Below are 21,123 nucleotides of genomic sequence, written 5' to 3'. Positions count from 1 at the left end.
GCCATGATTCCCGAATATCTCGTTACCCATTCCGGTGGGTTCCATGCCGATGAGCTGCTGTCCAGCGTGGTGCTGACGCGGCTGTTTCCGCAGGCGCAGATCGTGCGCAGCCGTTCGCCCGATTGGATCACGCCCGCAGGCGACCGCATCATTTATGATGTGGGCGGGGCCTATGATCCCGATGCGACGATCTTTGACCACCATCAGCGCGGTGCGCCTTTGCGCGATGACGGTCAGCCCTATAGCTCGTTCGGGCTGATCTGGAAGCATTACGGTGCGCGTTATCTGGCTGCGCTGGACGTGCCGGAAGCGGATATCGCGGAAATCCATGCCTCGTTCGACGCGGGTTTCGTGCTGCTGATCGATCTGGTGGACAATGGCGCGCTGGACCCGGATGCGGCAGGCGTGCTGGGCAGTCTGGCCCTGCCCAGCCTGCTTGAGACGCTTAAGCCGGTTTTCGACGACAAGGACCCCGAGGCCGAGACCCGCGCATTCCATCGCGCGCTGGAGATCGCCCGCGCCTTTGTCGAGGCGCGGATCGCGCGTCAGGCTGCCAAGCGCAGGGCCGAGGCGCAGGTGATGGCAGCCATCGCCGCCGCCGGTGCGGGTCGCGTTCTGGAGCTGCCGATAGGGATGCCCTTCCGCCCCGCGATCCAGAAGGCGGGCGCGGATCATCTGCTGTTCGTGGTTCACCCGCGCGAAGGTGGCGATTGGTGCCTGACCGGCATCCGCCGCAATGACGAAGGGTTCGAGCTGCGCGCCGACTTGCCCGCCGCATGGGCCGGCCTGACCGGCGAGGCGCTGGAGGCCGCAAGCGGCGTTCCCGGCGCGCGTTTCTGTCACAACGGGCGTTTCATCGCCGCAGCTGCCACCCGCGAAGCCGTCTTGGCGCTGGCCGATCTGGCCGTGGTCGAAGCAATGGCAGAACCCGCGCGCTGATCCCTGCGCAAAAACGAAATATCCCGGCACAAACGCCGGGATATTTGTTTTTCTCAGCATGGCCTTAGCTACGCAATGCGACGTAATGCAGATAACGGTCGTAATGCGCGACCACATCGGCAATCACCTCGCGCCGGTCATAGCCATAGATGTCGTAACCCCGCCCGCCTTGGGCCAGGAACACCTCGGCCCGATAATAGCGGTTGCGACCGCCTTCGCCCCGCGCCGTGTCGGTCAGGGCATAGGCGGGCATCGGACGGCTGACAGGCTGCACGCGATAGACGAAATCGCTGAGGTTCTCGCCCAGATTCACCCGCAACGCGACCGCGCCGTCGCCATTCACCACCTCGGCGGCGTGGGCGCGCTGGGTCAGTTCCGACTGCACGGCCTTCAGCGCCTCGGTCGCGGTGCCGGTGATGAAATCGTCGATCTGCGATTTGCGCGGATGGCTGACAATGGCGCCCAGACGGAGGCGCCACATCGCACCTTCATGCGCCGGCATGGGTGCTGCAGGCAGCACGGCGCTGGCGGAAAGCGCCACCTCGTCCGATAGTCCTTTCCATATGCCGTAACACATGAAGACCATGACGATGGACAATGGCGCCGCCGCGATGACCGCCGCCATTTCTACGGCATCCAGCCCCCCCGCCAACAGCAGACAGCCTGCCACACCGCCGCAGACCAACGCCCAGAAGACGCGCAGCCATAGCACCGGCTCCTCGTCGCCCTTGGAGGTGATCATCGCGATCACCAGCGCGCCAGCATCTGACGCGGTGATGAAGTAGATCGCGACCAGCAGCCCCGCCAGCCATGCCAGCAAAGTCGAGAATGGCAGGTATTCGAAGACCGTGAACAGCGCGATCGGCATGTTTTCCGCCACGGTCGAGGAGATGGCCCCCTGCGCCGGGTTCAGGTCCAGCCAGATCGCCAGATCGCCGAAGATGGTGAACCAGATGCAGCTGAAGCCCGCAGGCGCAAACAGCACGCCCAACAGGAATTGCCGGATCGTCCGCCCGCGCGAGATGCGGGCAATAAACAGACCGACAAAGGGCGACCACGAAATCCACCATGCCCAGTAAAACAGCGTCCATGTCCCGACCCAATCCGAAGGCTGATCTTCATAGGCGTAGATATGGAAAGTGCGCGACACGAAGCTGTTGATGTAAAGGCCGATATTCTCGACGAAGCTTTGCAGCAGGAAACGCGTGGGGCCAAGGATCAGGATCAGGCCCATCAGCACGAAAGACAGGATCAGGATGAATTCGCTAAGCCTGCGGATGCCGTTATCCAGCCCCGTCGCCACGGTCAGCGTCGCCAGCAGCGTCACGATGGCAATCAGGATCAGCTGTATGTTTTCGGTCTGCGGCAGGCCAAACAGATAGGTGCCCGTGGCGTTCAGTTGCGCCACGCCCAGACCAAGCGAGGTGGACAGACCCGCAAGCGTGCCGACCACCGCGAAAATGTCGATGATGTCGCCCATAGGCCCGTTTACACGGTCGCCAAGAATGGGCCGAAAGGCCGAGCGGATGACCAGCGGCTCGCCCCGGCGAAAGCCGAAATAGGCCAGCGCAAGGCCAACCACCGCATAGATCGCCCATGCATGGACGCCCCAATGAAAGAAAGTGATGCTCATGGCATCACGGGCGGCATCGGGGGTGCGTGCGGTGGCGTCGGGCGGGCTTTGAAAATGCATGATCGGCTCGGCCACGCCGTAAAAGACGATGCCGATGCCCATGCCCGCGCTGAACAGCATCGCAATCCATGTGCCATAGCTGTAATCGGGCGTGGAATCGTCCGGTCCCAGCCTGACTTTGCCCAAGGGGCTGATCGCAAGGCACAAAAGGAAGATGACGAACCCGCCGACCGCCAGCATGTAGAACCAGCCCAGTTCCTGGACGATCCAGCTATTCGCGGTCTTGAACAGCGCGGCGGCCTGATCGGGATTCAGGCTGGCATAGATGATTAGTCCCAATGACACGATCGCCGAGCCGAAGAAGGAAAGCGGGGCTATCCCCTTGAGCTGAGGTGTCTGCAAATTACTGTCTCCGTCGTTTGCAGTTTGCTTTTATTCCCCTGAAAAGCTGGTTTTCAGGTCAGGTTGCCGCTTTGGACATGATGGCCCGCTGCATTCGGGCCTTGGGGGAACGCAGCTTTGGAAAATTCGGTTCCATGCCGTTTTGCTGATCTGGGCCCGCATGGCCATTGCTGATTCTGGCCTACTTGCCCTGATTCGATGGGTCATGTAGCAAATATGACATTCGCGTCGGAGGAGGGGGCGATCAATGCAGCACGGAGAGCTGACGGAGCGCATCCGACGGGTGATCGGCGAACTGCCCCCCACCATGCGGCGGGTGGCGCAATTCATGGACCGCAACCCTGTAGAGGTGGTGGCGCTGTCTGCGGCGGAACTGGCCGAGGCGCTTGGCACGTCGGATGCGACGATCGTGCGCACGGCGAAAGCTCTGGGCTACTCGGGTCTTTCGGAACTGAAGCGCAGCCTGACGCGCGAGCTTTCGCAGGGCACACCGGTCGATAATTTCCAACGCACCCTGCAGATTTCGGATGCGGATGCTTTGCGGGCAGGGCTGCAAAGCATTAAATCCACGAATGAAATTTTGCACGGTCTTGCCAGCGGGGCTTCGGCGCAAGTGCTTGAGCGGATGATCTGCCGGCTGGACAGCGGGCAACGCATCGCGCTTTTCGGGCTGGGCCCCAGCGCCCATGTCGTTCAATACGGCGCACATCAATTGCGGCGTCAGGGCCGCGCCGCACTGCTTCTGGATGCGACTGGCCGCGATCTCGCGGACCGTATGCTGCAATTGGCGCCGGGGGATGTGCTTTTGATGCTCTCGTATAGCGTGCCCAATGGCGAGGCATGGGCTGTGGTCGACGAAGCGCTGATGCATTCCATCCCGATCCTTCTGATTACCAACAGTCAGGATAACCCATTGATCCGTAAGGTCGATGAGGCGATCGCGCTGCCACGCGGAGGCGCGCGAGGCATGGCGTTGAACGGCGCGAGCTTTGCCTTTCTTGAGGCATTGCTGGTCGGTTTGTCGGTCCGCGCACCTGCTCGCACGGATGCCGGGCTGGCGAAACTTGAACGCTACCGCACGAATATCGACCGGCTCGGCTGATCTGTAACCTGACTATTGTCGTCGGAAATAAGCTGTGGTAGCAAACGCTACGAAATCGGGTGCGTCTGAAATTTTCTTGCCGACCCGGCAAAGCAACCGGGCGAAGGCAATGCGTGATGACGGCCAGCATCATATTCGAAGCGGTGGATTTCGGTTTTCGCGACAGGGCTGTGCTGCACGGCCTTAGCTTTCAGGCGTATCCGGGTGAATTTCTGGCGATTGTCGGCCCGAATGGCTGCGGCAAAAGCACCACGCTGAAACTGATGGCGGGTTTGCATCAACCTGTTGCTGGGCGGATCCTGATCGACGGCGCGGATTTGCACGGTATCGGCCGCAAGGCGCTGTCCCGGCAGGTCGCGCTGCTGACCCAGGCCAGCCTTGCCCCGCCCAACATGACCGTGGGCGATCTGGTTGCCATGGGTCGCTTTGCGCATCAGACCCTGTTGGGTCGCCGCACCGCCGTCGATGCGGCGCAAATCGCGCGGGCCATGCAGCGGATGGAGGTCGAGGAACTGCGCGACCGCCGTATCGGCGAATTGTCCGGTGGCCAACTGCAACGCTGCCGCATGGCCATGGCGCTGGCACAGGATGCGCCGATCCTGCTTCTGGATGAGCCGACCACCTATCTGGACCTGCGGTATCAGTTCGGCATTCTGGAAGCGGCGCGGGCCGAGGCGCGGGCTGGCCGCACGGTCGTCGCCGTGTTGCATGATTTTACCCACGCCTCGCTTTATGCCGACCGGGTGGCGGTGATGGATGATGGTCGGCTGGCAAGGCTTGGCCCGCCCGCCGATGTCCTGACCGAGGAATTGGTCGAAAAGGTCTTTGACGTGCGCACCCGTGCGGTCGTTGCCCATGGCGCGGTATTCCACATCCCTGATGGCGCGCTGAAATGATGTCCAAAGGTTTGTGGGCCTGCATTCTGCCCGCGTCCCTGCTGCTGGGGATCAGTCTGCTGCATTTGGGGCTGGGCGCTGCCCGCATCGGCCCGGCCGAGATCATCCGCGCCTTTTTCGCCTATGATGCAACGAATTACGCGCATGTCGTCGTGGTGTTCCAGCGGCTGACGCGGCTGGTCGTCGCGCTTTATGCCGGAGCAGCGCTGGGTCTTGCGGGGCTGCTGCTGCAAAAGATCATGCAAAACGGTCTCGTCTCTCCCTCGACGCTGGGCATCAATGCCGGTGCCACGACGTTTGTCGTGCTGGCCGTCCAATTCCTTGGCCTTGGGGGCGCGGCATTGTTTCTGCCTGCGCTGGCCGGAGGCATGGTCGCGATTCTTCTGACATTCGCGGTGACCGGGGTGCTGGCGGGGCAGGGTGACGGGCGGTTGAACCTTGTTCTGGCGGGGTCGATGGTGGGCACGCTGTTTTCGGCGCTGACCACTTTCGTCATCTCGCTTGATCCAGAAGCTTTCGGCAATCTGCTGGGCTGGCTGATCGGTGACATCGGGAATTTCGACTATCGGGCGCTGGCCCCGATGGCCCCGATCGGTCTTGTGGCGCTGATGGGCGCGATCTTGCTGTCGCGAGCCGTGGACATTCTTGCGCTTGGCTCTGAACAGGCGGCGGTTCTGGGGGTCAATGTGCGGCTGGTCTATGTCGGCACGCTTCTGATTGCCGTGATGCTGACGGTCAGCGCCGTGACGGTCGTGGGGCCGATCGGATTTGTCGGGCTGGTGATGCCGCATATCGCGCGGTTGCTGGTGGGCGAAACCGGACCGATGCCGCTTTGGATCTGCGTTGCTGGGGGCGCATCGCTGCTGGTCGGTGCCGATATTCTGGCGCGGCTGCTGCTGGCGCCACGCGTCCTGAACGTGGGCACGGTCATGGGCCTTTCTGGCGGACTGGTCTTTATCGGCCTGATCATGGTCGCCGCCAAAAGGGGGCGCATATGAACGCACACGAATTCGTCCTGCGCCTTGGCCCGCATATCAGCGTTCCCGTCAGCCGCCGCTTTGCCATTGCCGCGCCGCTTTTGCTGATAGCGCTGCTGATCAGCGCCCATGCCGCGATGAATATGGGGGCGCTGCGCACCGCCCCCGGCGATGTGTTCCGCGCCCTGTTTCTGCCGCTGGACAGTCTGGACAGAGATGCGCGGCTGGTCGCGCAGTTCCGGCTGCCGCGCGTGGGTGTTGCCCTGATGGGTGGGGCGATGATGGCCGCATCGGGCTATCTGCTGCAGGTGGTGTCACGCAATGGGCTGGCCGATCCGGGGCTGTTGGGCCTGTCGGACGGGGCAACGGTCGCCGTGATCATGACGGGTTTTCTTCTGGGCCCGATCCCGGTGCAGCAGCTTTCGCTGATCTCGCTGGGCGGGGCGCTTGCCACGGCGCTGCTGGTGCTGGGGCTGGGGCGGCGGCTTCTGACCGGGGGCGGCATCATCCTTGTGGGGCTTGCCATCAACATCCTGCTGGGCTCGGTGGTCGAGGTGATCCTTGCCGCAGGAACGGCCACCGATTTCGCGCAGCTGATGGCATGGTCGCGCGGCACGCTTGGATCGGTTGATACCGCGGATCTGCAGTTGATCACGCAATGGTTCGCTTTGCTTTTGCCGGTCGCGCTGCTGTGCAGTCGCGTCTTGCAGCCCATGCTGCTGGGCGAAGAGGCCGCGCTTGCACTGGGGGTTCCCGCCCGTGGCGCCGCCATTTTGCTGGTGCTGCTGGCGACTGCCTTTGCCGCACCTGTCATCGCCGCCTGCGGTCCCATCGCCTTTGTCGGGCTGATGTCGGCCTGGATTGCACGCGGATTGGTCGGCGAGCGCCCGACCGAGGTGCTGCTGACCGCGATGCTGGCCGGGGCGGGGATTCTGCTTTGGGCCGATACGCTGGGCCGCGTGCTTTTCGCGCCGGTCGTCGTCTCGGCCGGGATCATGGTCTCGGTCGTCGGCGCACTGGTCTTCATTCTTTCCGCCCGAGCGGGCGGCCGGACGCGATCTTAGCGCCGCCGGACATATCCACGCAAAGGAAGCCTCTCCCATGATCCAAAACACCTTGCGCCACCGCCGCCGGCTGCTTCTGTGCACGGCGATTTCCCTTGGCCTTTCCGGCACCGTTCATGCGCAGCAGACCGCGTCCGTCGTGCTGGATCCGGTCACGCTGCGGGCCACGCAGGCGGGCGAAGTGCAGGGATACCGCGCCGAAGACGCCCAGACGGCGACACGGACCGACACGCCCCTGCGCGACATTCCCCAATCGGTGAACGTCGTCGGGCGTGAGGAGCTGGACGAACGTCAGGTCACCACGCTTACCGCGGCGCTGGAGGCGGTGCCGAACATCGCAAATCACGGAACATCGGCAAATCGCAGCGAGACATTCATTCTGCGCGGCTTCGAGACGCGGGGCTATGCGCTGGACGGCATGATGCTGAATGCAAGTTCCGATCGTCCCGAGTTGATGATGGACATGGCCGGGATCGAACGGGTCGAGGTGCTGAAAGGTCCGGCATCGGTCCTTTACGGCATGGGCGATCCGGGCGGGGTCATCAATATGGTGTCGCGCCGTCCCGATGCCACGCCGGGCGGGCAGGTCAAGCTGGGCTATGGCAGCTTTGGTTTCAAGCGGGTCGAAGCGACGGCGACGGGCGCACTGAATGCCAGTGGCACGCTGACCGGGCGGATCACGGCAGCCGCTCAGGACGAGGAAGGCTGGGTCAAGGATCGGCCCGGCTCGGACCGTCAATATCTGGGGGGCGTGCTGGAATGGGCGCCGAGCGATCGCTCGCGTCTGTCATTTGCGCTGGAACATACCGCGACGAAGCAGCCCTTTGATCGCGGGCTGGTGCTGGACCCCACCACCGACGACGTGCTTGAGCCATATGACAGCTGGCTGGGTGAAGACTGGTCGATGGTCGATGCGGAAAAGACCCGCGGCCTGCTCAGGGCTGAACATGATATTTCGGAAAACCTTTTGCTGCGCGGCAGCCTTGGCTTCGACTTCGGCCATTCCTATGACACCGGGATTGATCATCAGAACGTCGAGGCGGATGGCACGCTGATCCGGCGCTATACCGAACGCACGGAAGATACCGCGACCCGCGACCTGCGGCTTGAGGCGCTGTGGAAACTGGATAGCGGCGCAATCCATCACGAAGTCCTTGCCGGCGTGCAGTATAACCGTTCGCATATGGAGTTCGACAGCGCGCGGGCAGGGATTGATCCGATCAACATCCATGACCCGGTCCACGTCGCGCCCATGCCGACAGCCGAGCCGAACGCCTCATATGACGAAGTGGTCCGCACCCGCTCGGTCTATCTGCAGGACCAGATCAGCTTTTCGGAACAGTGGAAGATGCTGGCCGGGCTGCGTTGGGATCATGCGCAGACCCAGAACGACGACCATTTCGATCAGATCAAGACCGAACGCGAGGATGAGGCCCTGACCGGCCGCCTTGGCGTCGTCTGGCAGCGGCGCAACGATCTGTCGCTTTACGCAAGCTGGGCGCAAAGCTTCCGCCCGCAAAGTGGCGAGGATATTAACGGCGACCCGCTTGACCCCGAGGAAGGCGAGCAGTTCGAGATCGGTGCGAAATGGGATGTGACCCCGCATCTCAGCAGCACGGTGTCGGTCTTTCAGATCACCAAATCGCAGGTCGCCACCTCGGTCGATGGCGAGGATTACAGCCGCCTGACCGGTGAGCAGCGTTCGCGCGGCTTCGAGGCCGAGATTGCGGGAGAGGTCATGCCGGGCTGGAACATCCACGCGGGTCTTGGCTATCTTGACGCCGAAGTGACGGCGGATAACGAAATCCCCGAAGGCAACGAGCTTGCCGGTGTGCCCCATGTGAATGCGCGGCTTTGGACCACATACCGTTTCCAGCAGGGACCGGCGCAGGATCTGACGATCGGCGGCGGCCTGACCCATGTCGGCGCGCGCAAAGGCGATCTGGAAAACAGCTTCGAAGTTGACGGGTATACGCGACTTGATGCCATGGCCCGCTATGAATTCGAAAGTGGCGCCGAATTGTCATTGGCTGTCAATAATCTGACGGACGAAGATTATGTCGTTTCGACGGCAAGCGACCGCGAAATCGTCGCGGGTGCCCCGCGCAATCTGCGTGTGCAACTGGGCTGGGCATTCTGATGGGTATGAAAGGCTTACTTGGGGTCATCGCGGCTGCGTTCCTGACGGCGCAGCCCTTGCTGGCGCAGCAGATGCACCAGATCACCGATCACAGCGGGCAGCAGGTCGAACTGCCCGTCGATCCGCAGCGGATCGTGTCGCTGCATGACTGGACTGCGACGGTCATGGTTCATGAGCTGGGGGGCAATCTGATCGGTTCCTCGGGCCGGCTTGACCGCGACGGCAAATATTACATCCGCAGCGGGCGCGAGCTTTACGGGTTGGAGTTCGGCGATGTGCAGATGGCCTCTGCGCATGGCAAGGTCGATCTGGAACGCATCGCCATGCTGGAGCCGGATCTGATCATCGGCAATTCCGGCGATACGCTGGCATATCGCGACCAGCTTGCCCAGATTGCGCCGACGGTGATGTTCGATCCGATGAACGGTCAGCCGCCCATGCAGAACTATCGCGATCTGGCGGGCTGGATCGGTCGCAGCGCGGCATTCGAGGCGAAAAAGGCGGAATATGACGCGCGCATCGTCGCATTGCGTAAAAGTCTGATCGGGGACGGCCCGGCGCCCAGTTATGTCGCGATGTCGCCCAATCCCGAAAACGGCAGGCTGCGTATTTTCCGCACTTATGGCGCGCAGACGACCGTGCTTGACGATCTTGGCTTCCGCCGCGCCGAGATCACGGATCAGGTTCCCGAAACCAGCCAGGAAGCCGCATTTAGTGCCGAGATGATCGGCCTGCTGGATGCCGACTACATCTTTACCACCCATTTCGATGCTCGGGGGGAAACCCCCGAGACGGTGATGGAGCAGATGGATCAGGTCGCGCCCGGCTATCGCAATGTGATTCCTGCGGTTCGGGCGGGCCGTTTTGTGTCGATGCGGCGTTTTCAGGTCTATCCCACCACATTCGCGGCGATGGACGTCGTGATGAAGCAGCTTGAGACGATGCCGCGTTGACCTATTGCGCGGCAAGAACTGGAATGACGCGCGGCCCATCCGGCTGCGCGTCAGACAGGGCACCTTGCAGGTAGTCCGGCTCGAACCGGGCAAGGCGGACCAGACCGCTCATGCTGAAGATCGTCATTCGATCCTTTTCCCAGTGGATCAGGCCCCGGTCGCGCAGTTCGCGGGCAGCCCGGTTCACGTGAATCGCGGTGTAACCAAGTAGGTCCGCAATCTCGCGTTGCCGCAGTGGCATGTCGATCTGCAGGCGTTCGGTGATGTCGCCCCGCGTGGATCGCAGCGCGATTTCGCACAGGAAATGCGCTAGACGTTCCGAGGCGCGCAGCGAATTCGTCGCGATCAGCCAGCCGCGCAGAACCCGCAACTCGCCGGCGGTGCTGCTCCATAGCAGGCGCTCGACGTCTGGATGCCGATCCATGACACGACGCAAAAGCTCGCCTTCCAGGAATTCGATCCAGCTTATCCCCTTGGAGCGCAAGCCGGTCCGCGGCGCCTGCGGCAGAATCGCGTCAGCATTGAATATCTGGCCGGGGGAATAAAGTGCCGTGATGGTCTGTTTTTTGCCCACATCCTGCAGCCTAACAGCCATGCCCCTCAGGACCAGACCCACGAAATCCGAACGACCGCTGGAGGGCATGATCACATCGTCGTTGCCAAACACCATGCGTTCAGTAACGACATGCCTGAACCATTCGATTGTCGGCTTGTCGAACCGTCTGGTGCGGGCCAGATGGGCTATGATGGTTCGAATGATGGTCATCAGGGCTCTCGTTGGGCGGTCGGCAATGCCCGTAACCGGGAATGATGGCGAATGTTCCCAAAAAGCCGGGATGGAACTTGCCCGCCGCAAGCAGCGGGCAAATCCGGCCTATCTGCCGAGGGCGTCGTAAAGTCGTTCCCAACTTTGGCTGCCCGGTCTTGTGCCGGTGCTCAGGGCGGTCTCGACCGCGCTGCTGTCGTCAAAGATATCGGCCGTGCCCTTGAGCTTTTGGCGTTCGTCGAACATGGCCTGCTTTACTTCGCTTTTGCTTGGTCTGCTGGTCATCTCGGTTCCTCCCAAACGGGAAGCGCGACTATCGCGCCACAAAACCATCATAGCAAATTCGGCAAATTATTACACGACTAAACAAATCGCGTTTTTCAAGAATTTAGTCGATTCCGAGAATCGGCGCTGGCCGATTCAACCGTTAGCCGCTGCTAGTCGTGCTGAGGTCTGACGGCATCGGTGCGCGGGCCGAATGCGCTGACAAGGATGCCCAGCACGGCGATGGCCGCTGTCAGTGCTGCGACCGCAGACCAGCCGCCATCCTGCCAGAACCAGCCGCCGATCACTCCGGTGATGCTGGAGCCGGCGTAGTAGAACAGCAGATACAGCGATGCCGCGTGGCCCTTGGCGCCCTGCGCCGCAGCACCAACCGCACTGCTTGCAACGGAATGGCCGATGAAAAAACCCGTGGCTATCAGGGCCACCGCAAGGAAGATCATGCCGACCGATCCCGCAAGACTGACGACCACGCCAGCCAACACGGTCGAAAAGGCCAGCACCAGCAGCGGCCTGCGCCCGATCCGGCTGACCAGCCCACCCGCGACCGATGACGACACGACGCCGAAAGCAAAGGCCAGAAAGATCATGCTGACCGCCGTCTGACCCAGCCCGAAAGGCGCGTCGGACAACCGGAACGTCGTATAATTGAAAACGGTGACAAAGATGCTGGTCAGGCAAAAACCAAGAAAATAAAGCCGCTGCAGCGCCGGATTGCGCATATGCGCGCGCCATGCGCGCAGATGAAACCCGATGCCATTGCCCTGCTGGGGTTGGAAATTCCGCGATGGTGGCAGCAGATAGGCAAATGCCAGCGCCGCCAGCAGGCAAAGCACGCCCAGACCGCCCATGGCCAGACGCCAGCTGCCGAATTCGGCCAGAATGCCCATGCCGACCCGTCCGGCCATTGCGCCGAATGCCGTGCCGCCGATGTAAAGCCCCATCGCCTTGCCCAGATCCTCGGGCGCGATTTCTTCGGCCAGATAGGCCATGGCGACAGCGGGCACGCCGCCTAACGCAAGCCCTTCCAATGCGCGGGCGATCAGCAGGCTGTTCCAGCCCGGCAGCATGGCCCCCGCAAGGTTCAGCATGGCGGCGACTAGCATGGACCCGACCATGACCCCCTTGCGTCCAAGACGTTGCGACCACCCCGCCATGACCATGATGGACACCGCCAGACAGCCGGTCGTCAGCGACAGCGCCATCGAACTGCTGGCGGGCGTCAGGCCAAAGCTGCGGGCGAATTCCGGCAGCAAGGGCTGGACACAATAGATCAGTGCGAAACTTGAAAAACCGGCGACGAACAACGCCAGCCGCACCCGCGAAAACAGCGGTGTGCCCTGACGGATATAGGTGTCGGCGCGCAGGTCTTGCGATGCGAATGCCACAGTGGGCTCAGAGAGGCTCATGGTTGGTCCCTTTCCAGCCATCGACATAGACCTTCGCCTGAAATTCGTCCAATATATGGCGCAGGCGTTTGTCATATGGAAAACAGATACCGATGGAGTTGCGTCACATCCGATATTTCCTTGCCGTGGCCGAGGAGCGCAATTTCACCCGCGCCGCGCATCTGCTTGGCATCGGCCAGCCGCCGTTGAGCCAGCAAATTCGCGATCTGGAGCGTGAAATTGGCGCGCAACTGTTTCATCGCGTCCCGCACGGGGCCGAATTGACCGGGGCAGGGTTGGTTTTTCGCGACAAGGTATCGGCACTGCCGGGGCTTGTCGCCGCGGCGGCAGACGCCGCCAGACGCGCAGCCCGTGGCGAATTGGGTGAACTGCGGCTGGGCATCACCGGCACGGCGGCACTTCACCCGATCGTGCCGCGTCTGATCCGAGAGTTCCGGCGCGAACGTCCCGGCGTTGCGCTGCACCTGTCCGAGGCAAATTCCGTCAACCTGCGCGAAGCGTTAAGTGCCGGACGGCTGGATGTCGCCATTCTGCGCCCCAATGCGACCGATCCCAGTGAAATCGTGACGCACCATCTGGCAAGTGAGCCGTTGGTCGCCGCAATCTCTGCCACCAGCGATCCCGCGCCGTCCGATGCCGCGATCTCATTGGCGGATATAGCCGCTTTGCCGTTGATCCTTACTCCGCGCGCTATCGGCATGAGCCTGCATGACGCGGCGCTGGATGCTTGTCGCCGTGCGGGCTTTGAACCCAAGCTGGGCCAGCTTGCGCCGCAGATCGCGTCGATCCTGTCGCTGATTTCAGCGGATCTGGGATTTTCGCTCGTGCCCGCTTCGATGCAAAAGCTGCTGCTGGAGGGTGTCGTGTATAAAGCCCTGACCGGGCAGCAAGATCGCGTGAGCATTGCGGTGGCCGTCAGGCGCGGCGCGTTGGAGGCGCCACTAGCAGCATTCGTCGCCAAGGCCCGGACATTGCGCGAAGATGCGGATGTTTAACCGCGCCCGCTGCACCGCCTGTCAGATACGGGTGATGTCCGGCGAAAAGCATACCAGCATGGCGGCGTTGGCAAATGTGCCGATGGTCCCGCACACCACATATGTTGCGGCGATCCGGGCGTAACTGGCATCCATGTAATAGGCAAACATCGCGCAAAGCGCACCGACGACGCAGCCAAGAAACAACATTGGCATCTAAACGAATCTCGTTTGAAAGTTGTATTGGATAGTCAAGTTTCGACTTACAGGATTCCCGACTTTACAGCAATCGAAGCCTTTCGATTCTTGGCCTGTTGTGTCCGGCTGACGGATTCGCAGGCATGACTATCGCATAGATTGTTAATCTGGGCCCATAGAACCGCATAGCGAATATCATATGCGCAAATCCGCCTTGGGTCGTGCCGAATAACTATGCGGAACAGAAGAAAAATCGAAAAAGGTAGAACCTTAACCAAACGGTCAAGTTTACTTTCGTAGGGTCAACTGCGATAAGCACCGCAGTTCACGAGTGCTCTGTTTGCGGGCCGGGTGGGGGGAGTGACCTGCCCGGCAGCAAGAGTCCCCGGCTGAATCTTCAGGAAGTTTGCGGTGCCTGATACCCGGTCCTGGCTTGTTGGTCAGGCCGTGCGCGGTGACACCGCACGCGCCGTCAGCGCTGCGACCGCGATCAGCAGAACGACGATCATCAGGGCACTGCGCAGCCCGTGATGCTCACCGACGAACCCCAGACCCGGCGGGCCGACCAGCATCGCGAGATAGCCGACCGTGGCGACGGCCTTGACCCGCGCGGTCGAATCCCCTCCGCCCGAGCCCGCTGACGAAAGCGCGACAGGGAAACCAAGCGATGTGCCCAAGCCCCACATGATGACCGCGATCCCTGCAAGCCAGGGATTGTTGCCAAAGATGATATAGGCGATCCCTGCTCCGCCCAGTATGGCGCAGGCCCGCATCACCCGCGCCGCACCATAGCGTGCCAGAAACACGCCACCGCCAAAGCGGCCAAGGGTCATGGCTGCGGTGAATGCCAGAAAGATCAGCGATCCCGATGCCGCAGAAAAACCATGCTCATCCACCATGACGATGGGCAGCCAGTCGTTCGCGGCGCCTTCGGCCAAAGCCATCGCAAAGACGATCACGCCGATCAGCAGCACGCGCGAATCCTGCCAGACCGACGCTTTGGGCGCGGTCTGCACGGCGCGATCGTGGGCAGTCTGGATGCCGTTCTTGGCGGGAATATCGTGGCGGAACGCAATGATCAGCCCGGCGACCAGCACGGCCACCGCAGCCATATGCACTGCCACAGGCACGTGCAAGGATACCAGCGCCAAGCCGACAAGCGCGCCCGATAGCGTGCCAAGGCTGAAACAGCCGTGCAGCTTGTGCAGGATGGGACGTTTCAGGATTTCCTCGACCTGCGCACCTTCCAGATTGATCGCGATTTCGGTCTTGCCCATGCCAAGACCGAAAAAGGCCAGCCCGCAGCCCGCCACGAATTGCGAACCAAGCAACACTCCGGCGGCGACCGTGACCAACGAGGCAAGGACCATCGACAGGCCCAGCAGCGCGGTAAAGCGCGTGCCCCGCGCCGCGACGATCCGCCCGGCCATCAGGATGCCCGCCATGGATCCCAGCGACAGACCGAACAGCACCAGCCCCATCTGTGCGACAGATGCGCCGATGGCATCGCGGATTTCGGGCGTGCGTGTGACCCAGGATGCCAGCGTAAGACCGGGCACGAAGAAGTAGACGAAAAGCGCCCTTGTCCGGCGCTGCACATTCCGATCCATTGACGCCCCGCACGTTCAAAGCCTACTTATGGACAAACGTCCATAACGTCATGTGGACATATGTCCATAACCCTGCGAAAAGTCAACTTCGACAGATGACCAAAACCAAGCGCCGATATGACCCGGACCGCCGTGACCGCATTATAGATGCGGCGCTGGACGTGATTGCCGAACATGGCATCGCGGGCATGACGCATCGTCGCGTGGCCGAGAGGGCGGATGTGCCGCTGGGTTCGACGACATATCACTTTGCGGGCATCGACGATCTGCTGGTCGAGGCGTTCCGGCGTTTTTCGCATCAGGCCGCCGCGCGTTATTCCGAACGGATGGCCCAGGCCACGACGCTGCCCGAGGCGCGCGAAGCGGTGGTCGATCTGATCAGCGGCGGCCTATGGGCCACGCAGCGCAACATGATGCTAAGCTTCGAACTTTACGCCTATGCCGCGCGCAACCCGCGCCTGCGCGAGGTGCTGGTCGATTGGATGGCGCAAAGCCGCGCTGCGATGCAACAGCACTTTCCCCCCGAGACCGCACGTATCCTTGACGCATTTCTGGAAGGCGTGACGATCCACAACACCAGCAGCGAAAACCTGATCCCCCGCAGTCAGGTGCGCGAGATCGTGGGCAGGCTGACAGCCCTGCCGGATTAGCGCACGCCGCGCGCGATTGGCAGCATCGGACGCGCCCGGTCGTCAGATCATATCGCGCCGCCAGCGACCGGGACTGATCCCATTGCAGCGCTGGAACATGCGGGTGAAATGGCTTTGATCGGCAAATCCGCAAGCCAGCGCGATGTCGGCCAAAGGCCAAGCCGTCACACGCATCAAGATCCGGGCATGTTCAATACGCTGCTCCAGCAGCCATTGCATGGGCGAAAGACCCGCTGCCGCGCGATAACCGCGGAAAAACCGCCCGCGCGACATATTCAGCGCGGCAGCGATACGGTCCAGTTGCTGATGCTGGATCTGATCGGAAAGCAGCATGTCCTTGGCGATGGCAAGCTCCTGCGGCGAAAGGCGTTGCGGGCGCCGCAAGCGGCGGGCCAGCCCATGCGCCTGCAGGATATGGTCCATGATCCGTTGGCCGGTTTCCTGCGTCTCAAGCAGCGTCGGCTTTGGTCCGGCCATCTGTCCCAGCACCGCCCGCGCCATATTGCCCAAAACCGGATCGTTGGCGCTGTCGGTCGGACGCAGTTGCACGCCCTGCGGCAGCTCGATCAGGAAAAAGTCGAAAGCGCCTTCGATCAGCGCGGAATAATCGGCATCGAAATCGCGGATATAGAGCGAGTCGCGATCAAACACGCGATCCAACCGTCGCGATCCTTCGCGGATCTGGCGGCGATGGCCGCGTAGCAAGGACAGGCCGATGATCATGCCCCGGTCCTGCGCATCGGTCTGTACGCGGGTCTGAACCGCGCCATGCGCGGCCTTGCGCATCAGCGTCAGCCCGCCCGCCGTCATGCAGTCGTTATGCGCTAAAGTGCCCAGACTGCATCCCAGCGAATCCCGCTTTTTCAAAAGGGCTTTCTGTGTGTCTATAATCGAATGCAAAGACATCGCGGCCGGAATTTGCGCCATTTGATCTGAACAAGACAGGCTTACCAGACCGAACGCAGATCACAACCAGGCACCGCGACGGCACGCGCCTTAACGTTGAGCGTGGCGATAGACGGCAGGCATCTTGACCGGCGGTGGCGGAGGATTGCCCGGTGCTGCGGGCTGGCTTGGCATCGGGCTGCCCGGCGGGAATGCGCGCGGTCCCATTCTGACGCCACGCGCCAGCGATATATCCGCATGCGTCCGGCGGATGTCGTGGCGGCTTGTGAACCGTTGCGCGATGGCGGGGATGCTGTCGGCCATGTGGTCTCCGTCAGGTTGCGTCGAGACCGTCAAGATGCGCGCTGCCCGATCGTTGTCTTGAACGATCGGGCAGCTTCGGCAATGACTCGCGCAGTGCGTCGGCAGGCAAGCCGGCTTCCTTTTGTCAAAGCTGAATGGCAGGGATGGGTCGCGCGGGCGTCAGCTCAGCTCGATCTGCACCCGGTCGCCTTCGACGCGCGTCGCGTAGATGCGCAGGTTCTTGCAGGCTGGCGGACGCACCGCCTCTCCGGTCCGGTAGTCGAACTGGCCGTTATGCTTGGGGCATTCGATGACATGATCCATCACCAGCCCATCCGCCAGATGCACCGATTCATGGGTGCAAAAACCGTCCGTGCAGAAAAACTCCCCCTCGGGGCTGCGATAGATGGCAAAGCTGCGGCCCGCATGATCAAAGCGGATCAGATCTTCGGGTTCGATGTCGTCGGGCGCGCAGGCGTCAATCCAGTTGCTCATATTCTTAATCCCTGACTTGCTGGCTGGGGTCATTCGGCGGCGGTAAAGCTGCCAAGACGGGGCAGTTCGGCGTGATATTCGTCCTTATAGGGGCGGGCAGTTGGGGGCAGGCGGCGCTCCAGCACCACATCCTCGCCCCGCAACTGCCGCATCAGGATCGGCCACATCTCAACAAACGCCTCGGCCATCGAACGGTTTGGCGCAGGCAGGTCGTGGCGGATCGCGCGGTGCAGCGCGGGCAATGCGTGATAAGGGACCATCGGGAACATGTGATGTTCGACATGGTAATTCATGTTCCAGTAAATGAAGCGCGACACCGGGTTCATCAGCACGGTGCGCGAATTCAGGCGGTGGTCGGTTACATTATCCGCAAGACCGCCATGCTGCAGAAGCCCGGTCAGGATCGCGTGCCAGCAACCGTAAAGCCGGGGCAGGCCAATCAGCATCAGCGGCAGCCACGATCCAAACCCGATGGCGCAGGCAAGGGTCGCCACATAGATCGCCAGATGGATGCGGGCGATGCGTGTCACCTTGGGCCATTCGCTTTGCGGGATAAAGCTGCGTTCGGCCGCGTCGGGGCCCGACAAGGCATTCCGAAAAGCGCTGCGGAAATAGGCCAGGGTATCGGGAATGCCCACAAGGTTCAGGACAATCTTGGCCAGCGCAGGCGGGCGCATGATGTTGATCTCGGGGTCAAGCCCCACGATATAGGTGTCGGTATGGTGGCGCGCATGGGTCCAGCGCCACGTGGCCGAGTTGCGCATCATCATGAACGACGCAATCTCATAGACCGCCTTGTTCATCCATGCGGTCCGGAACGCCGTGCCGTGGCCGCATTCATGCCAGCGGCTGTCCATGGCCGAGCCGTAAAGCACGCCGTAAGCCAGCCAGAACGGCGCCGACCACCATGACGGCCAAAGCCAGATGCCCAGCCCGGCAAACAGCACCATCGCGCCGAACAGGATCAGCGTATCGCGTATCGCGGGCTGATCGCTGCGGCCCATCATGGCCTTCATATCCTTGCGCGGAACTTCGGTGTGATACCATTGCGCCGCGTTCAGGCCGATTTCGACCGCGCGACGCGCATCTTCGCCCAAAAGGCGGTAATCGCGTTTGATCATGGCTGTTCTCCCTGTTTTCAGGGATGGCAGAAGGGTGATCCGTCACAAAAAGAAATCGCATTTTCCGCGCGATATTCTATCATAAAATATCAGAAAGCTGCAAAGGGATGCGTTCGATGACCCGACGTCCGACGATTACCGACCTTGCCAAAGCCTCGGGCACCTCGGTCGCGACGGTGGATCGGGTGATCAACGGTCGGCTGCCGGTGCGCGAACCTACGGCACGCCGGATCCTTGAGGCGGCACGAGAGATCGGCTTTCACGGCATCGGCACGATCGAGAACCGCCTGCGCGCGAACCTGCCCGAACGGCGCATCGGGCTGCTGCTGCAGGATACCAGTGACCAGTTCTATGCCGCGCTGGAGGCCGCGCTGCGCAGCACGCTTGAGGGGTCGCGCAGCTTTCGCGCCTCTGTCCGCACGCATTGCTGGACTGGCCATGACCCCGGCCGTATCGCAGCCGAACTGGACCGCATGGCCGCGCGATATGATGCGATTGCCTTTGTCAGTCCCAATCATCCGCTGGTCGAAGATGCCGTGGCGCGGCTGCGTCAGGCAGGCAAGCTGGCCTTTGCACTGCTGTCGGATTGTGCGCCCATGCAGCGCAGTGGCTATATCGGCATCGACAGCCGCAAGGCGGGGCGGGCGGCGGCATGGATGATCCATCGCTGCGCGCTTCGGCCGGGTAAAGTCGTCGTGATCGTCGGCGATCCGGGCTATCGCGGGCATGAACTGGCCGAGATGGCATTTCGCGGCTGGTTTCGGGAAAACGCGCCCGCTTTCAACCTGTTGGAGACCCGGATCAATGGCGAAGACGACGCCCGCACCCGTGCGCTGATGGCCGAGCTGCTGGAAGCCGAGGGCCAGCTTGCCGGTGTCTACATGACCGGTGGTGGCAAGGCGGGCGCGATCGAGGCGCTGGCGGCACTGCCGCAGGATCAGCGGCCGACCCTGATCCTGCCATCACTGACGCAAGACACGCGGTTGGGCCTGGCGCGGGGCATCGTCACCATGACGATCTGCGAGCCGCTGGGCCAGATTGCGGATGTGCTTGAGCGTCAGATTGCCCTTGAGGCCGAGGGGCGGGGCGATGAGATTGCACCTGTGAATATGATGCCGATCGAGTTGCGCATACCCGAGATCGTCTAAGGGGTCGAAGAATTATAGCTTATTATCGTAAACACTTGAAAATATGCGCCGCACCCAAGATGCGGCGCAAAGACATGGTCAGACGAGTTCGGCCAGATCAGCGGCATTGAAGCCTTCGACTTCGCCCCCAAGGCGCACTTTCTGCACCCAGCTCGGATCGGAAATCAGCGCGCGGCCCACGGCGATCAGGTCGAATTCCTCGCGCTCCATACGGGCGACAAGATCGTCCAGTGACGACCGGGTTGAGCTTTCGCCGGTAAAGGCAGCAAGAAAATCTGAGCTGAGGCCGACGGAACCGACGCTGATCGTCGCAGCCCCGGTCAGTTTCTTTGCCCAGCCCGCAAAGTTCAGACCCGCATCCAGATCGGGGAACTCCGGTTCCCAGAAGCGACGCTGCGAGCAATGCAGGATGTCCACGCCCGCCTCGACCAGCGGCAGCAGCCATTCGGTCATCTGGTCGGGGGTCGTGGCAAGGCGGGCGCTGTAATCTTGCTGTTTCCACTGGCTGACGCGCAGCAGCAGCGGGAAATCCGGTCCAACGGCGGCGCGAACGGCACGGACTGCCTCGGCGGCAAAGCGCGAACGCTCGCGGATCGAGGCGCCGCCGAATGCGTCATCGCGCAGGTTCGTGCCACCCCAGAAAAACTGATCGATCAGATAGCCATGCGCGCCGTGGAGTTCGACCACATCGAAACCCAGCGCCTTGGCATTGGCGGCGGCGCGCGCAAAGGCCGTGACAGTATCGGCGATGTCTTCTTCGGTCATGGTCTGGCCGCGCGGATCGTCCGGCCCAACGATACCCGAGGGGCTTTCGACCGGCGCCGAAGGTTCCCACGCCCCCGCGCGTGTCGAACCGGTATGCCATATCTGCGGGCCGATCTTGCCGCCCGCAGCGTGGACCTGCTTGACGACCCCGGCCCATCCCGCCGATGCCGCGTCGCCATGAAAGAATGGAATGCCCGGCAGATTGCGCGAAGCGGGGCGGTCGATCACGGTGCCCTCGGTCAGGATCAGGCCAACCTCACCTTCGGCCCGGCGGCGGTAGTAAGTGGCTTGCGCCTCGCCCGGAATGCCGTCCTGCGCCATCGCGCGGGTCATCGGCGCCATCACGATGCGGTTGGCAAGCGTCAGGCCTTTCAGGGTAAAGGGCCGGAACAGCGTATCGGTGGACATGAA

21 protein-coding genes are annotated in these 21,123 nt (G+C 62.1%); 10 read left to right on the top strand and 11 right to left on the bottom strand.

Going from position 1 to position 21,123, the window contains the following annotated elements:
• Positions 1-3 precede the first annotated feature (3 nt).
• Positions 4-939: an MYG1 family protein gene (locus FN835_RS14930; protein WP_142664031.1), complete on the top strand. Its 936-nt coding sequence runs from the start codon at positions 4-6 to the stop codon at positions 937-939.
• A 64-nt stretch (positions 940-1,003) separates the two neighbouring features.
• Here FN835_RS14930 and FN835_RS14925 read toward each other — a convergent pair whose 3' ends face one another.
• Positions 1,004-2,974: a BCCT family transporter gene (locus tag FN835_RS14925; protein ID WP_221930443.1), complete on the bottom strand. Its 1,971-nt coding sequence runs from the start codon at positions 2,972-2,974 to the stop codon at positions 1,004-1,006.
• Positions 2,975-3,221: 247 nt separating this feature from the next.
• Here FN835_RS14925 and FN835_RS14920 point away from each other — a divergent pair, with 247 nt between their 5' ends.
• From FN835_RS14920 to FN835_RS14895, 6 genes are all read left to right on the top strand, one after another.
• On the top strand, positions 3,222-4,076 hold the full coding sequence (locus FN835_RS14920; RefSeq protein WP_142664030.1) for a MurR/RpiR family transcriptional regulator: 855 nt from the start codon (positions 3,222-3,224) through the stop codon (positions 4,074-4,076).
• Between the two features lie 116 nt (positions 4,077-4,192).
• Complete coding sequence (locus tag FN835_RS14915; protein WP_142664029.1) at positions 4,193-4,972, top strand: ABC transporter ATP-binding protein; 780 nt, start codon at positions 4,193-4,195, stop codon at positions 4,970-4,972.
• Positions 4,972-5,970, top strand: coding sequence for a FecCD family ABC transporter permease (locus tag FN835_RS14910; protein WP_185958707.1), 999 nt, complete (start codon positions 4,972-4,974; stop codon positions 5,968-5,970). Before FN835_RS14915 ends, FN835_RS14910 begins: the two co-directional genes overlap by 1 nt.
• On the top strand, positions 5,967-7,013 hold the full coding sequence (locus FN835_RS14905) for a FecCD family ABC transporter permease (protein ID WP_142664027.1): 1,047 nt from the start codon (positions 5,967-5,969) through the stop codon (positions 7,011-7,013). The genes FN835_RS14910 and FN835_RS14905 overlap by 4 nt, the downstream gene beginning before the upstream one ends.
• A 37-nt stretch (positions 7,014-7,050) precedes the next feature.
• On the top strand, positions 7,051-9,153 hold the full coding sequence (locus FN835_RS14900; protein ID WP_142664026.1) for a TonB-dependent siderophore receptor: 2,103 nt from the start codon (positions 7,051-7,053) through the stop codon (positions 9,151-9,153).
• Entirely contained in the window at positions 9,153-10,106 is a 954-nt protein-coding gene (locus FN835_RS14895; protein ID WP_142664025.1) for an ABC transporter substrate-binding protein, read from the top strand. The genes FN835_RS14900 and FN835_RS14895 overlap by 1 nt, the downstream gene beginning before the upstream one ends.
• A 1-nt stretch (position 10,107) precedes the next feature.
• Here FN835_RS14895 and FN835_RS14890 read toward each other — a convergent pair whose 3' ends face one another.
• From FN835_RS14890 to FN835_RS14885, 3 genes are all read right to left on the bottom strand, one after another.
• Complete coding sequence (locus tag FN835_RS14890; protein ID WP_142664024.1) at positions 10,108-10,872, bottom strand: Crp/Fnr family transcriptional regulator; 765 nt, start codon at positions 10,870-10,872, stop codon at positions 10,108-10,110.
• 108 nt (positions 10,873-10,980) lie between these two features.
• The gene (locus tag FN835_RS21310; protein WP_185958706.1) at positions 10,981-11,157 is read right to left on the bottom strand and encodes a hypothetical protein; all 177 of its coding nucleotides are present in this window, start codon (positions 11,155-11,157) and stop codon (positions 10,981-10,983) included.
• A gap of 152 nt (positions 11,158-11,309) precedes the next feature.
• Positions 11,310-12,563 carry an MFS transporter gene (locus tag FN835_RS14885; RefSeq protein WP_221930442.1) on the bottom strand — a complete coding sequence of 418 codons (1,254 nt, stop codon included), beginning with the start codon at positions 12,561-12,563 and terminating at the stop codon, positions 11,310-11,312.
• A gap of 92 nt (positions 12,564-12,655) precedes the next feature.
• Here FN835_RS14885 and FN835_RS14880 point away from each other — a divergent pair, with 92 nt between their 5' ends.
• Positions 12,656-13,558 (top strand): LysR family transcriptional regulator, encoded by a 903-nt coding sequence (locus FN835_RS14880; RefSeq protein ID WP_142664022.1) that lies wholly within the window; start codon positions 12,656-12,658, stop codon positions 13,556-13,558.
• 21 nt (positions 13,559-13,579) lie between these two features.
• On the opposite strand, the gene FN835_RS21305 is transcribed toward FN835_RS14880, so the two are convergent.
• Both FN835_RS21305 and FN835_RS14875 read right to left on the bottom strand, forming a co-directional pair.
• A complete protein-coding gene (locus FN835_RS21305; RefSeq protein ID WP_185958704.1) occupies positions 13,580-13,753 on the bottom strand; it encodes a hypothetical protein in 174 nt (57 codons plus the stop codon).
• A gap of 422 nt (positions 13,754-14,175) precedes the next feature.
• A complete protein-coding gene (locus FN835_RS14875; protein ID WP_142664021.1) occupies positions 14,176-15,345 on the bottom strand; it encodes an MFS transporter in 1,170 nt (389 codons plus the stop codon).
• A gap of 95 nt (positions 15,346-15,440) precedes the next feature.
• On the opposite strand from FN835_RS14875, the gene FN835_RS14870 reads away from it, so the two are divergent.
• A complete protein-coding gene (locus FN835_RS14870) occupies positions 15,441-15,995 on the top strand; it encodes a TetR/AcrR family transcriptional regulator (RefSeq protein ID WP_142664020.1) in 555 nt (184 codons plus the stop codon).
• 42 nt (positions 15,996-16,037) lie between these two features.
• Here the strand turns inward: FN835_RS14870 and FN835_RS14865 are convergent, their stop codons facing one another.
• From FN835_RS14865 to FN835_RS14850, 4 genes are all read right to left on the bottom strand, one after another.
• Positions 16,038-16,862, bottom strand: a complete 825-nt coding sequence (locus FN835_RS14865) for a helix-turn-helix transcriptional regulator (RefSeq protein ID WP_185958703.1) — start codon at positions 16,860-16,862, stop codon at positions 16,038-16,040.
• A gap of 129 nt (positions 16,863-16,991) precedes the next feature.
• Positions 16,992-17,204, bottom strand: a complete 213-nt coding sequence (locus tag FN835_RS14860) for a hypothetical protein (RefSeq protein WP_142664018.1) — start codon at positions 17,202-17,204, stop codon at positions 16,992-16,994.
• Between the two features lie 159 nt (positions 17,205-17,363).
• On the bottom strand, positions 17,364-17,678 hold the full coding sequence (locus FN835_RS14855; RefSeq protein ID WP_142664017.1) for a MocE family 2Fe-2S type ferredoxin: 315 nt from the start codon (positions 17,676-17,678) through the stop codon (positions 17,364-17,366).
• 29 nt (positions 17,679-17,707) lie between these two features.
• The gene (locus FN835_RS14850) at positions 17,708-18,799 is read right to left on the bottom strand and encodes a fatty acid desaturase family protein (RefSeq protein WP_142664016.1); all 1,092 of its coding nucleotides are present in this window, start codon (positions 18,797-18,799) and stop codon (positions 17,708-17,710) included.
• Positions 18,800-18,915: 116 nt separating this feature from the next.
• On the opposite strand from FN835_RS14850, the gene FN835_RS14845 reads away from it, so the two are divergent.
• On the top strand, positions 18,916-19,947 hold the full coding sequence (locus FN835_RS14845) for a substrate-binding domain-containing protein (RefSeq protein WP_185958702.1): 1,032 nt from the start codon (positions 18,916-18,918) through the stop codon (positions 19,945-19,947).
• Positions 19,948-20,025: 78 nt separating this feature from the next.
• Here FN835_RS14845 and FN835_RS14840 read toward each other — a convergent pair whose 3' ends face one another.
• A complete protein-coding gene (locus FN835_RS14840) occupies positions 20,026-21,120 on the bottom strand; it encodes an NADH:flavin oxidoreductase (RefSeq protein WP_142664014.1) in 1,095 nt (364 codons plus the stop codon).
• Positions 21,121-21,123: the final 3 nt, after the last annotated feature.

The organism is Paracoccus laeviglucosivorans (genome assembly GCF_900182695.1).
In the GTDB taxonomy this organism is placed as follows: Bacteria; Pseudomonadota; Alphaproteobacteria; order Rhodobacterales; family Rhodobacteraceae; genus Paracoccus; species Paracoccus laeviglucosivorans.
The sequence above is the reverse complement of the archived record's forward strand: the minus strand, read 5'-3'. Positions and strand labels throughout refer to the sequence as shown.